Source organism: Ignatzschineria sp. LJL83, assembly GCF_054871845.1.
This window is the reverse complement of record NZ_JBTXLY010000001.1, coordinates 38,033-51,655: the sequence shown is the minus strand read 5'-3', so window position 1 is coordinate 51,655 and position 13,623 is coordinate 38,033. Positions and strand designations below refer to the sequence as shown.

At 39.2% G+C, this 13,623-nt stretch carries 11 protein-coding genes; 8 read left to right on the top strand and 3 right to left on the bottom strand.

Annotated features, from left to right (window positions below; translation table 11 throughout):
* Positions 1 to 178: 178 nt before the first annotated feature.
* Positions 179 to 3,067 carry an insulinase family protein gene (locus ACYSN2_RS00190; RefSeq protein ID WP_461748237.1) on the bottom strand — a complete coding sequence of 963 codons (2,889 nt, stop codon included), beginning with the start codon at positions 3,065 to 3,067 and terminating at the stop codon, positions 179 to 181.
* Positions 3,068 to 3,631: 564 nt separating this feature from the next.
* Here ACYSN2_RS00190 and lepA point away from each other — a divergent pair.
* From lepA to ACYSN2_RS00155, 7 genes are all read left to right on the top strand, one after another.
* On the top strand, positions 3,632 to 5,425 hold the full coding sequence (lepA, locus tag ACYSN2_RS00185; protein ID WP_461748236.1) for a translation elongation factor 4: 1,794 nt from the start codon (positions 3,632 to 3,634) through the stop codon (positions 5,423 to 5,425).
* A 5-nt stretch (positions 5,426 to 5,430) separates the two neighbouring features.
* On the top strand, positions 5,431 to 6,258 hold the full coding sequence (lepB, locus tag ACYSN2_RS00180; RefSeq protein WP_461748235.1) for a signal peptidase I: 828 nt from the start codon (positions 5,431 to 5,433) through the stop codon (positions 6,256 to 6,258).
* Position 6,259: 1 nt separating this feature from the next.
* A complete protein-coding gene (gene rnc, locus ACYSN2_RS00175) occupies positions 6,260 to 6,928 on the top strand; it encodes a ribonuclease III (protein WP_461748234.1) in 669 nt (222 codons plus the stop codon).
* A 1-nt stretch (position 6,929) separates the two neighbouring features.
* Positions 6,930 to 7,820, top strand: a complete 891-nt coding sequence (era, locus tag ACYSN2_RS00170; RefSeq protein ID WP_461748233.1) for a GTPase Era — start codon at positions 6,930 to 6,932, stop codon at positions 7,818 to 7,820.
* Positions 7,821 to 8,263: 443 nt separating this feature from the next.
* On the top strand, positions 8,264 to 9,199 hold the full coding sequence (locus tag ACYSN2_RS00165) for a DMT family transporter (protein WP_461748232.1): 936 nt from the start codon (positions 8,264 to 8,266) through the stop codon (positions 9,197 to 9,199).
* A 120-nt stretch (positions 9,200 to 9,319) separates the two neighbouring features.
* On the top strand, positions 9,320 to 10,360 hold the full coding sequence (locus tag ACYSN2_RS00160) for an aminodeoxychorismate synthase component I (RefSeq protein ID WP_461748231.1): 1,041 nt from the start codon (positions 9,320 to 9,322) through the stop codon (positions 10,358 to 10,360).
* Positions 10,320 to 10,937 (top strand): aminotransferase class IV, encoded by a 618-nt coding sequence (locus ACYSN2_RS00155; protein ID WP_461748230.1) that lies wholly within the window; start codon positions 10,320 to 10,322, stop codon positions 10,935 to 10,937. Before ACYSN2_RS00160 ends, ACYSN2_RS00155 begins: the two co-directional genes overlap by 41 nt.
* Before the next feature lie 46 nt (positions 10,938 to 10,983).
* Here ACYSN2_RS00155 and ACYSN2_RS00150 read toward each other — a convergent pair whose 3' ends face one another.
* Positions 10,984 to 12,009, bottom strand: a complete 1,026-nt coding sequence (locus ACYSN2_RS00150) for a hypothetical protein (RefSeq protein WP_461748229.1) — start codon at positions 12,007 to 12,009, stop codon at positions 10,984 to 10,986.
* A 123-nt stretch (positions 12,010 to 12,132) separates the two neighbouring features.
* Here ACYSN2_RS00150 and ACYSN2_RS00145 point away from each other — a divergent pair, with 123 nt between their 5' ends.
* Positions 12,133 to 13,053, top strand: a complete 921-nt coding sequence (locus ACYSN2_RS00145; protein WP_461748228.1) for a hypothetical protein — start codon at positions 12,133 to 12,135, stop codon at positions 13,051 to 13,053.
* Between the two features lie 26 nt (positions 13,054 to 13,079).
* Here ACYSN2_RS00145 and ACYSN2_RS00140 read toward each other — a convergent pair whose 3' ends face one another.
* Positions 13,080 to 13,589, bottom strand: a complete 510-nt coding sequence (locus ACYSN2_RS00140) for a hypothetical protein (protein WP_461748227.1) — start codon at positions 13,587 to 13,589, stop codon at positions 13,080 to 13,082.
* Between the last annotated feature and the right edge of the window lie 34 nt (positions 13,590 to 13,623).

Sequence of the window (13,623 nt, the reverse complement as noted above, 5' to 3'; positions counted from 1 at the left end):
ATTTTGAAAAGTATGCAAGCATTCGATCCAGCGATGAATCAGCTTCTGTTTCCTACTAAACCCACCAAAAATGACCTATAAAAAAGGACTTCCCATATTATGAAAAGTCCTTTTAAGAGATTTTGAAAGATTCCGGAGCTTATAAACTTAACGCACTGAAACCCTCATCAAAATTCTATTAGAGTTGTTTTACTTCAAATCCAGCTTCTTCAAGCTTCGCTTTTGGTCCTAAAACTGCCGTGTGCGTATCTTTGTTTGAGAGATATTCACGGCCGATACGTTTAAGATCATCAATGGTTACTTTAAGAACTGCCGCACGATAACTTTCAACATCTTCCGGTGTACGATCGTAGCGTTTCATGAAGTAACGATCACCATATTCACCTGCCGGTGTTTTCGGACGATCAATTCCACTAATCACACCTAAAATCGCTTCTTCTAATTGTTGCTCTTCATGATCTGTTTCTAATAACCAATCAATAGAAGCATCAAAATCCGCCAATGTTTCATGTAAACGTGGATCACGATAACTGAAGAAGTTAAACGCGCCTGATCCGGCATTATAGTTTGCACCACCGCCGTAAGCACCGCCCTGTTCACGGATCGCTCTATGAAGGTAACCGTTACGAAGGAATCCTGCTAATACTTGGAATGCCGGAGAATCTTCATGATCTCTCGTCACTGTTTTATAGCTCTTCGCACAATAGAATACCGGCGCATTAATCGCCCAACCAAGATTCACTTTCTCGGCATCTTTTTCTGCGAAAGGCACTGTAAACGCCGCAATATCCGCATTCACATCATGTTTCATAATCGCTGCGAATTCTTGACCCACTTCTTCAATATTATCCGCATCGTTTAATACGATTAATTCATAAGGACTTTGCTGTAATTTCGTTAAAAGCTTCGCAAGTTTTTCGCCAAATTCACGGCATTTTGCATCATCTTTTAAATCATTCTCAATCACTCTAAAATCTTTGATGGATTGCATACCGCTTAAACGCTGATCTAATTGCGAAAGAAGAGAGATATTCTGACTCGCAACGCCCATCGCATAGCTATGACCATTACTCACAATGCCTTGCTCACGACCGAGTTTGATTTGCGCCATGATCTCTTGCATACGTTTTACTTCATCAAAACGTGCGTTGAAGAAGACATCTTGCAATAACTCGCTGAGTTTTTGGCTATTACTCAATAACGCTTTACCGGAAAGAACCCAATATCCACGAATGTCATCATTCATCGGCTGATACATTGTTCTTGCGCTGATTCCACCTGTGATTGCAGAGATACGAGCTTGTTGCTCTAAATAACTCTTATCGCCGGCACCCATTTCTGTCATAAATGCATCGAGGAATGGGAGAATTTCCATCTCTTCTTCCGTAAGCTCCGGCAGATCCACCACGATAGATTGATACGTCATGCCGTTTGTTGTAACAGATCCCAATACCACTTCTTCATTGCTGTAATTCAATTCTGGGAATGTTAAGTTCGCCGGAATATCTTCACGCGTGACGATTGGTAAAATGGAATCATCATCAATTTGTGATTGTCTTGCTTGAAGCGCTTTCGCATCTTCAATGATTTTCGCAGTTTCTTCCGGCGTTAAGTTTGCTTGAATTTGTGCAAGCTTCGCTTTCTCTTTTGCCACAATCTCATCTGCAAGCGTATGGCTTGGATTCACTGTTAACGTGACTGCATGCGGATTATTTAAGAGTAAACGATCCACTAAATTCGGAATAAAGTTACGATCTTGAATCTCTTCACGCATTTTCACTAACGATTCATCAAACGATAATGTATCAAATGCTTCTCCGCCATGAAGTACCGGCGTTAAAGTATCGACGATTAAACGTAATCCATAAGGATAACGATCACCGGAGATCTCTCTTGAAGCAAGCTCTAACTGATGAAGCGCAGATTCAATGCTCTCTTGTGGCACGCCGTTATCACGAACATTCACTAATGTTTCTGTAATGAGCGCTTGGATTTTTTCAGTATCTTCGCCATTTGCACCCTCAAGTCCGCATGAGAAGAATGATTCACGAGTTCCCTCTTCTAAACCACAGAACATGGAAGGCGCCGTTCCTAAATCCGTAGATTCAAGTGCTAAACGAAGTGGCGAGCTTGAGTTATCCACTAATACGCTACTTAAAATACGCGCGCGCATAAGCTCATCTGCATCCATAATTGGATTCAATAACCATGATTGAATCACATGGCTCTGCTTTTCTAACGGCTCATCTTCCGGCAATGCGTAAATTGCTGTAACGGTTTGCGGTTCAGAGTAACGAACTTCATCTTTAACGCTGAAATCAAAATCTTGATACTCAAATTTAGAGAGCACTTTCTCTTCAAATACTTTCTGATGCTCAAGCGGATCCATATTCCCGTAAGTCATAAACACGCTGTTTGAAGGATGGTAATGCTTCTTATGGAAATTCACTAACCCTTCATGGGTTAAATCCGGAATATCTTGCGGTTCGCCGCCGGAGTTATTGTGATAAGTGATTGTTGGGAACAGAGCTTTCGTCAATTCTTGATAAAGCACAGAACCAATCGAGCTCATTGCACCTTTCATTTCATTGAATACAACACCCTTATAGACTAATTCACTTTCCGGATTTTCCATCTCTGTAAACTCAAGACGGTGCCCTTCCTGCAAGAAATCTAAATATTCTAATTGCGGAAAGAATGCCGCATCTAAATAGACATCTAATAAGTTATAGAAGTCTTTTTTGTTTTGGCTCGCGAATGGATATGCCGTCCAATCAGATGAGGTAAATGCGTTCATGAAGGTATTTAAAGAACGGCGAATCATCATGAAGAATGGGTCACGAACGGGGTAGTTTTCTGAACCACAGAGCGCCGTGTGCTCTAAAATATGTGCGACACCTGTTGAATCTTCAGGAACGGTTAAAAACCCAACCAAGAAAACATTATTCGTATCATCGCTCGCAAGGTGAATATGCTTCGCTTTTGTCGCGTTGTGCTCATATTCCTGAAGCGTGATATTAAGGGATGGAATAAACGTTTCTTTAGTTTTGGTAAATGTCTGAGTCATTAATCCTCTCTATTGCATTACAAAGTGCATCTTTCTGTGTAAATCTGTCTGTATCAATCTCGCAGAAAACTCTTAACTCTTGAGCTACTAATTTTCTCTAACTATTTCTACGGATTTCTAAATTATTAAACCTTGCCATCATAACAATATTCTTATGGCGAGGCACTCTGCTTTTCAATATAGGGTTAGATACTTAAATCTCAAGATTGAACACTTCTTATTTCTTTTTCCTATCACACTTTCCCAATGAGCTTTCTCAATGAATTTTGAACTGATCCCATTTCAACGTTTTTTAAGCAAATCCATCAAACAAGTTATAAACACCGTATAAATACAACTTATAAATTATTACGAAATATAGGCTAAATCCCCATTATCTATTTTTTTAGGATACTATCGTTCCATTATTAATTGAATAAATTGAGTAACCTGTCACATAAGCAACTTAAAATAGTGGATATAGAACTTTCTACTGTATTTAAATTTATGTTGAATCACTTTATTTGCTAAGATAGACCTCTTTTAGAGTAAGATAATTCACCTTTTATTATATAGATAGAATCGATGAAGAATATTAGAAACTTTTCAATAATTGCCCATATTGACCATGGCAAATCCTCTTTAGCAGATCAGTTCATCCGAATTTGTGAGGGACTGAGCGAACGTGAAATGGAGGATCGTGTCTTAGACTCGATGGATCTCGAAAAAGAACGGGGAATTACGATTAAAGCACACTGTGTTTCTCTCGACTATAAAGCCGATAATGGTGAAATATACCATCTAAACTTTATCGATACGCCGGGACACGTGGACTTCTCGTATGAAGTATCCCGTTCACTCTTCGCTTGTGAAGGTGCACTTTTGGTGGTCGATGCAGCGCAAGGCGTGGAAGCGCAATCAGTTGCAAACTGCTATACGGCGCTTGATCAAGGTTTAGAGGTTATTCCTGTTCTCAACAAAATTGATTTACCCGCAGCCGATCCTGATCGTGTTGCGATGGAAATTGAAGACATCATCGCCATTGAAGCAACGGACGCCGTTCGCTGTTCTGCGAAATCTGGCATTGGGATTCGTGATGTACTTGAAGATATGATCAAGAAGATTCCGGCACCCGTGGGAGATGTGAATGCGCCGCTCAAAGCGCTGATCATTGACTCTTGGTACGATAAATATGTAGGCGTTGTGTCACTTGTTCGTATCTTTGATGGTGTACTTCATAAGAATGACAAGATCAAAATCATGAGCACAAAAGAAGTTCATGAAGCAACACATATTGGTGTTTTCACGCCAAATCGTGTAGATAAACAGACGCTTTCAGCGGGCGAAGTAGGGTTTGTCATCGCCGGCATTAAAGATATTGATGGTGCGCCAGTGGGCGATACCATTACATTAGATAAAAATTCAGCAGTGGAACCTGTTCCAGGATTTGAACATGTTCAGCCTCGCGTATTTGCCGGTCTTTTCCCTGTTGATTCTGAAGAATATGAAGATCTTCGTGAAGCGCTTAAAAAGCTTCGCTTAAATGACTCTTCGCTTCACTTTGAGCCTGAAACCTCTCAAGCCCTTGGCTTTGGTTTCCGTTGTGGCTTCCTTGGAATGCTTCACATGGAGATTATCCAAGAGCGTTTAGAGCGTGAATATAATCTCGATCTCATCACAACAGCGCCGACAGTAATCTACGAAGTTGAAAAAAATGATAACGAAGTTATCTATGTCGATAATCCAGATGGCTTACCGAAAGTAACACAGATCAAAGAGATTCGTGAGCCGATCATTGAAGCGACAATCTTAACGCCGCAAGAGTTCATCGGGAATATCATGAAACTCTGTATTGAAAAACGTGGTGTTCAGCTAGATATGGTCTATGCCGGCAATCAAGTTCAACTTCGTTATGAACTTCCGATGAGTGAAGTTGTTTTAGACTTCTTCGACCGCTTAAAATCTGTATCTCGTGGTTATGCATCGTTTGACTATAAATTCTTACGCTTCCAACCAGCTGATCTTGTAAAAGTTGACGTATTGATTAACGCTGAACGAGTAGATGCGTTATCATTGATCACTCACAAAGATAATGCGCAATATCAAGGACGTAAGTTAGTTGAGAAGATGCGAGAGCTCATTCCAAGACAACAATTTGAAATTGCGATTCAGGCGGCAATCGGCGCAAATATTATCGCTCGTACCAACGTTCGTGCACTTCGTAAAGACGTTACGGCGAAATGTTATGGTGGTGACGTGAGCCGTAAACGTAAACTATTAGAAAAACAGAAAGAGGGTAAAAAACGTATGAAACAAGTGGGAAGTGTTGAAATCCCACAAGAAGCGTTCTTAGCCGTTCTTAAAGTGAATGAAGAGTAATTATTATGTCATTATTTGCAAATCTCACCCACTACTTAGCGATCATCATTATCCTTGCCATTCCTGTTACAGGTTTGATTTGGCTCATTGATTATCTCTTTTACCAAGATAAACGCCGTGCCGGTAAAAAAGAGCCTTGGATTGTGGATTGGGCGAAGTTTTTATTTCCGGTAGTTCTATTTGTGGGAGTTTTGCGCTCATTCATTATTGAGCCTTATGTGATTCCATCGGGCTCAATGCAACCAACTCTTTATGCCGGCGATATGATCGTTGCCGACAAATGGTCATATGGCGTTCGTGTTCCGATTCTCAATACTCGTATCTTCTCTCAACCTGGCGAAGGCATTGAGCGTGGCGATGTAGCGATTTTCAAATATCCAAAAGATGAGAAAATCAACTACATCAAACGAGTCGTGGCGATTCCTGGCGATGTGATTGATTATAAAAATAAGCAATTCACCATCAATGGTGAAGCGTTAGAATATACTTATCAGGGTCCTGCTAAAGCGCCTGAGGAAGAAGATCTATTTGTTGTAGAACGCTTCCCTACTGGCTCTGCGGGTTCTGGTGAATATAAAGAACATACGATTCAAACGTCAAACCACATTACAAATGCTGACCGTGGCGTTGGACTTTATCATCGTTTCCCATTAACCATTCCAGAAGGAAAATTCCTGATGATGGGCGACAATCGTGACAATAGTTATGATGGCCGTTTCTGGGAACTGGTTGATGACAAAAAAATCCTAGGTAAAGCTCGCTATATCTGGATGAACTATAACTGTGTCACTTCTTTTGAAGATTGTGACCATATCTTTACCACAATAAAATAATATGCAACAGCTCGAGAAAAATCTCAATTACACCTTCATGGATAAGCGCCTTCTAAAACAGGCGTTTGTTCATCGTTCCTACTCACAAGATAACAACGAACGCTTAGAATATCTCGGCGATGGTTGTTTGAACTTCATTATCGCAGAAGCGCTCTATCATAAGTTGCCGGACGCAAATGAAGGCGAACTGAGCCAACTCAGAGCGCATCTTGTGAAAGAAGATACCCTTGCAGAAATCGCGCTTAAACTAAAGCTCAATCAGTTTTTAGTATTAAGTATTGGCGAGAAAAATAATGAGGGCGAATTTAGGCCGAGCACGCTATCAGACTGCCTTGAAGCACTCTTTGGGGCACTCTTTTTAGACTCAGATTTTGAAACCACAAGACTTGTGATTCTGTCACTCTATGAGCCTTACTTTCAAACGATTATCGAAAAAGCCAAGAAGGATCTTGGCGAAATCTTCAAAAGCCCAAAAAGTCGCTTACAAGAGAAACTTCAAGCACTTAATCGTGAAATTCCGACCTATGATGTCATTGACGTTTCAGGGAAAGATCATGAGAAAGTCTTTAAAGTCCTCTGCACTTTTGAAAAACACAAAACAATCGCTGTTGGCACTACGAAAAAACGTGCCGAACAACGTGCTGCTGAATTAATGTTGGAGAAAATATAAAATGACCAAAGCTGGATTTGCGTCGATTATCGGTCGCCCTAATGTCGGTAAATCAACCCTAATGAATCGCATTTTAGGGCAAAAGATTAGTATTACCTCTAATAAACCTCAAACAACTCGCCACGCGATTACCGGCATTTATACCGATCAAGATACGCAAATTATCTTCCTCGATACGCCGGGAATTCACACGAATATGCAATCAGCGCTCAACAAGCAGTTAAATAGAACGGCAATGAGTTCTATCACAACAGGCGATGTGATTATTTTTATCGTAGAAGCGCTTCGTTTTAACCAAGATGATGCGAAAGTCTTAAGCAAGTTAAAAGGCTTAGAAACGCCGGTCATTTTGGTTGTGAACAAAATCGATAAGATCGAAAACAAAGATGAACTTTTCCCATTCTTAGCAGAAATGAGCGAACGTTATGACTTTGCAGACATCGTTCCTTTATCTGCAAAACAAGAGAAAGCCGGCGAAAGATTAGTAGAAATTATTCGTAAATATCTTCCAGAGCAACCTTTTCCATATAGCGAAGATGAGATCACAACGGCTTCTAGCTCATTCTTAGCAGCAGAAGTGATTCGTGAAAAACTCACAAGAAGATTGAATCAAGAACTTCCATATACCATTGCCGTTGAAATTGAAGAGTTCAAAATCGAAGGCAACCTGTACCGAATCCTCGCAGCAATCTCTGTTGAAAGAGAGAGCCAAAAAGGAATCGTGATCGGAAAAGGCGGTTCAACGCTCAAAGAAGTGAGCACGCAAGCTCGTATTGATCTGGAACGTCTATTTGATGCGAAAGTTTTCCTCCGTGCATTTGTGAAAGTACGTGAAGGTTGGTCTGATGATGAAAAAGCACTCAATGCATTAGGATATAAAGATCTTCTTTAATTAAAGTATTTTAATCGAGATATTTGAATCGCAGTATTTGCATTGGTTTTCTTAAATGTAATCTACTTAAGAAAAGTTAACTCAAAGCGGGAGAGAATGCTTGCACTCATGTAACGATCCCTCGCCCGCAACTTCAAATCCTCATGACTTTTATCTTCACATAGTCATTTCGGTTTAAAGTTCTAAAAGAAGGAATAATGCTGGCATGAAATTTTTAGAAACATGCAAGCATTCGATCCAGCAATGGCTCAGCCTTCATTTGGCAATCAAACTTACTTAAACTCATTAATCCATTAAAACTTCAATCAATAAAAGATCTTCTTTCGGGAAGATCTTTTACCTTAAACTTAAATTTTAAACGTAAAGCTTTCAGGTAGCCGCTTCTAAACCGTAGCTTCTACCTGACAACTTTCAATTTATAGCATCTTTCAAAGTCTTGCCTTATGATCCAGAAATTCCAATATCTTCTTAAACGTTATACCGATAGCGATCATTATTCTCTGCACGGTGCACTTTGGATGATTATTGCCGGCATGGCTTTTGCCGCCATTAACGTGATTACACCGCTCATTACCGAGCGCTATGTAATCTCATCAAGCTGGATTGCTTTTTATCAATATCTCTTCGCCCTACTTTTCATGGCGCCTTTTTTCATGAAATTAGGCGTGAAGAAAATTCTCTATACGCGCCATTTTATGACGCATTTTTGGCGAATTTTAGTGGCTGTTGTTGGCATTCAGTTTTGGGTGCATGCATTAGCGATTCAATTTCCCATCGGCGAAGGTGTTGCGCTCTTAATGACTTCCCCGCTCTTTGCGAGCCTTGGTGCATTTCTCTTTCTAAAAGAACGCTTTACAGCACCAAGAGTCATCGCCACTATTTTAGGCTTTATTGGTGCGATTATTATTCTTCAGCCCAATAGCAACAACTTCAATACTGCCGCCATCTTCCCTATTTTAGCGGCGGTTTTCTGGGCGCTTCATGCGCTTTTGATGAAGCATCTTTCCGATAAAGATCATCCTTTAACGATGGTCAGTTATCTCTATATTTTAATGGTGCCGATCAATCTCTCCATTGCCCTAACCGATAACTTTACGCATCTTTCGCTGAATACCTTTGTGCCAGATAGCGAGCTTTTAGCAACGCTTCTACTCTTAGGATTCTTAACGGCAATCGCACAATATGCCGTTGCCAAAGCCTATTCTCACGCCGATGTGATCTTTATTCAGCCGTTTGATTATCTCAAATTGCCGCTCAATACCTTCTTAGGATTTATCGTTTTCGGCTGGGCTGTCACAAGCCAATTTTGGATTGGCGCGATCATTATGGTGAGCTCCTTATTAGCCATTAGCTATTTTGAGATTAAAAAGCGAAAGTAATTTCTAATCTCTCATTAAGCTCAAAATTATCTTCATAGAAACAACGTAAAGCCTCTTGAGATTGAATGACAGCAATAGATTCACACTTATTTTTTACCCTATTTAAAAGGCCACTTTTAGATGAATTTTTTAACCAAAGCTGAAGCGATTCAAAAAATGAATCAGCTCGGTCAGCAAAGAACCCCTTTTCTCTTTATCGCAAGTTACGATACGACCAAAAATATTGTATTACCGCTGGATGAAATCTCAAATAGAGAGATCTCTTATGATTTTCAAGGCAACAGTAATTGCCAAACTAGCGATCAAGCCAATTCTGTGACAACAACGGCAGATACAAAACCTGTTTGGAACAGCTTCCCGATTCCGTTTCAAGAATATGATTCGACATTTCAGCCATTAATGCACAATCTTAAAAATGGCACCACAAACCTCGCCAATTTGACCTTTCCAACCGAAATACAATGCAATCTGACATTGCCGGAAATCTTTGCGAGAACCACGGCAAAGTATCGCATTTATCTGAAAGATTATTTCTGCTCTTTCTCGCCGGAAACATTTGTCACAATTCAAGAGAATACCATCGCAACCTTTCCCATGAAAGGGACGATCAATACGCAGGTTCCGAATGCCGAAGCGGTACTTCTGAATAATCCCAAAGAGATTGATGAGCATGAAACTGTGGCGAAAGAAGCGCTACGAGATATTTCATTAGTTGCCGAGAATGCTCGTATTAGCCAATTTCGCTATGTTGATCGTGTAGAACGTGGCGATGGTGCGATTTTACAAACGAGCTCAAAAATTGAAGGCGATTTGCCGGAAAACTTTCATGAAGCGCTCGGCGATCTGCTCTACCGCTTATTGCCGGCAGGTTCTATCACAGGATCGCCAAAAGCGATTACAACCGAGCTACTCGAAACCTTAGAAACTTACGATCGTGGATTCTATTCCGGCGTTGCCGGCATTTATGATGGCGAAAATCTTGATAGCGCCGTCCTAATTCGCTATCTTGAAGCACAGCAAGAGAAGAAAAACAATGAATCAGCAACCGATCAATCTCTCTTTCAATACACCTTTAAAAGCGGCGGCGGCATTACCGCAATGAGCCAAGCACAGAGCGAATATGACGAACTTATCGAAAAAATCTATCTCCCCATTTCTTGAAACCATCAAGCTTGATGGCGGATTTTTTTCATCTCTCGCATTTCATCAAACTCGAATGGATGAAACAAGAGCAGCATTTTGGGAGAATCCAGAACCGCTCTCTCTGCCATTAGCATTGATGAAATCAGGTTCTATTCCGCCAAAAGGTTTATATCGTGTTCGCGTGATTTATAATGAAAATATCGAATCTATCGAATTCGTTCCCTATGAAAAACGAGATATTTCAAGCTTAAAGCTCATTGAAGCAGATATTGATTACAGCTTTAAATATGAGAAACGCCCACAGCTCAATACTCTTTTTCAGCAGAAAAAGAAATGTGATGACATTCTCATTACCAAAAATGGCTTACTAACCGATACTTCTATCGCCAATATCGCACTTCTCAAAGACGGCATTTGGTACACACCAAAATCCCCGCTTCTAAAAGGCACAAAACGTGCAGCATTACTGCATCACGGCATGATCATAGAAGCTGATATCCACCAAGATGATATTACCCAATATGAAAAAATTCGCCTATTCAATGCAATGATTGAATTTGGCGAGATTGAGTTTTCTACGAAGAATATTCTTTAAGACGATAAAAGCCTTCATCCTACGATGAAGGCTTTTGAAATAGAAATTACAAAACCCCTACTCGGATCTTGCCGTCTATTTCTGTAAAATAATAATTGATCGTTCCGTAAGACTTTCCGCCATCAATATCATAAATAATGGGCGATGAGTTAAATCCCCCTTTATAGTTAAATCGAAATAATTTTCCATGATCCGCAATTTCCAACTCATAATCGTTTCTATCAATTTTAGAAGGGGTAAAGCCATGTTGATTTAATAATCTCTGATAAGACAACAATCTTTCCTCTACACGACGAGACCCCATCCCTGTATATCCCGTATAGCGATCCCGCTCTTTTCCTGCAGGTAATATTAACTGTTCAATTCTCTCTAAATCTTGTGCGCTGAATGCGGCGGTTAGCTCATCGTAAGCCTCCCATAATCGAGCAATACTCTCAGGTGTATTCTCAAAAGATTTCGCTTTTGTCCAAGCAAAAGAATCATGCCTATGATCAATCTGTAAATTTCTTCGCACAACGGTATCATTATTGAGCCAATCTATATTAATTGCTTTTTCATCTAACTCAAATAGCTGGAGTTCATCTATTACAGAGGGTTCTGGAAAATTTCGACTTTGTTCTGCTGTAAACTTTCCACTCTCATCAATAGATAAACGTAAATGCGAAACCTCTTCTCCTCCAGTTTCCCCTGTTCTCCGGTTGATAGCAGAAGCATAAATACTCATTTCACAATAAGATATCGTGCCCTCCTTGGGAAGCGTAGGTACTTGAATTCCTCTGATCTCAATATTATTAGCACCTTGATGTAAATGCCCTCCGATATCATCACTTAATTGCATATTCTCTAACTTCCAGCCTTTGGGCAAAATTAGTGTTGAGGTTGTGAATAACAAACCATTAATGCTAAAAATACAATGCATATTATTAAAATTAAAACTTCCCGTATATTCCACAAAGATATCGCTCTCATCATCCTTAATATTTAGAATATCAATCTCCCCTTTTGCCACCGTCAAAGAGATTGATACAAACGATAAGATCGCCACAAGCATGTATTTACTCATAATTTTCATAAATTCATTCCTAAAAACAACTTATTAACAGTTACTTCTATCATACAATATAAAAAAATTCGCCTATTCAATGCTATGATTGAGCTTGGTAAAGTTCAGTTTTATAAACTAAAAAGCACAATAATGATGAATGAGATTATCAAAAAAATCAGCGTGGCATGGGATATCGAAAAAGTTGTTTTTTATAATAAACTGAATCCCGTTGAATCTATGATGGATGTCGCATCTAATAAGGATCTATTAAATTTAGATCTAATGACTTTGCACTGGTCAGATCTCTTAGGAAGAAATCACTCTATGCTAAAAGATATAGAACATTGGTATTTAGTTGATGATCTATTTGATTATTTCTTACCTGCCGTATTAATTCATTTATTACAAAATGCCGATCAAGATGATGACGTTTTACTATGTTTTATGGAAAAGGCTGGTAATTCCACGCTAGATCATCACTCTGACTTATTTTGCCACATGATTTCCTATTCTTTAGACCAAATAGACTCTATAAGTAGTGCCTTCTCTATTTTTGAACCCAAAAAATCATATCCTGAAGCGGTCAAAGCTTTTAAGCATTCAATTCAATGGATTCAAGAGAAATTATCTTTAGAAGAAGAGATTTCCGAACACTTTCAGCCCCAAAAATTTAAAAAAATATCTCTCTTATTTAACCCTGAATTTTTTGAAAGCTTTGATTATTCATATTTAAATATCTTATTAAATGCGAGTTGGAAAGATATTTCCAAAGAACCCCATTTACTTAAAATTATCGATTACGATATCTTACAGATGAAGCAGGAAGCACTTATCTACTTTCTACCTGCTTATCTTATCTCTTCTATAGAAAAAATTTGCAGGGATACCGCTATTTTAGAATTTTCGCTCGCAACTATCGGCAACTCATTAAGCTACATTCATTCGGTATTTACCAAGCAACAGAAACAGATTTTAATAAGATATCTCAATTTAATAAAAAACTTACCAGATTCTTTTATTGATCATCATCAAAAACAAATTAGCAATATTCTCAACATCTTGACTAACTAGACGGATACGAAATATTTTTAACCTAGTTATCTACTTTGATAAGTAAATATCGCAAGGGGTGCAAAAGGGGAATGCGAAGGAACTGCTGTATTTGCAAGTTCCACATAATGGTCAAGATCATCTTCCACCGACAATAACTCTTGACGCCTAAAACTTGGCAACATATCAAAAATAGAAAATAAACCATCTACATCAACAATATCAAATCCCCTAAATTCCCAACTTCTCGCTAATAATGCATCAAAATCAATCTCTGGATAAGGAGATAGAGCATATTGACTATCCAGTATTCGCAACATTGGTAAATACTTCATATCGATAAGTACAGCCATTGCGACAGATCCCTCTTTCGTAGAGTTTTCGATAAGATCCCATTCACTATCCATTAGCTGAACCATATTTCTTTGCGCCCCTAAAGCACATAATTTTTCGGTGCCAATTTCATCATCATCCCAAATGCAACAATCTACCGATGGTAAAACATCCTCTGCAAGCTTTAACTCAAACCCTAATAACCGATAATTTTTACTATCCATTTCTATACCTCAAATTTAATCTTGCAATAAAAGC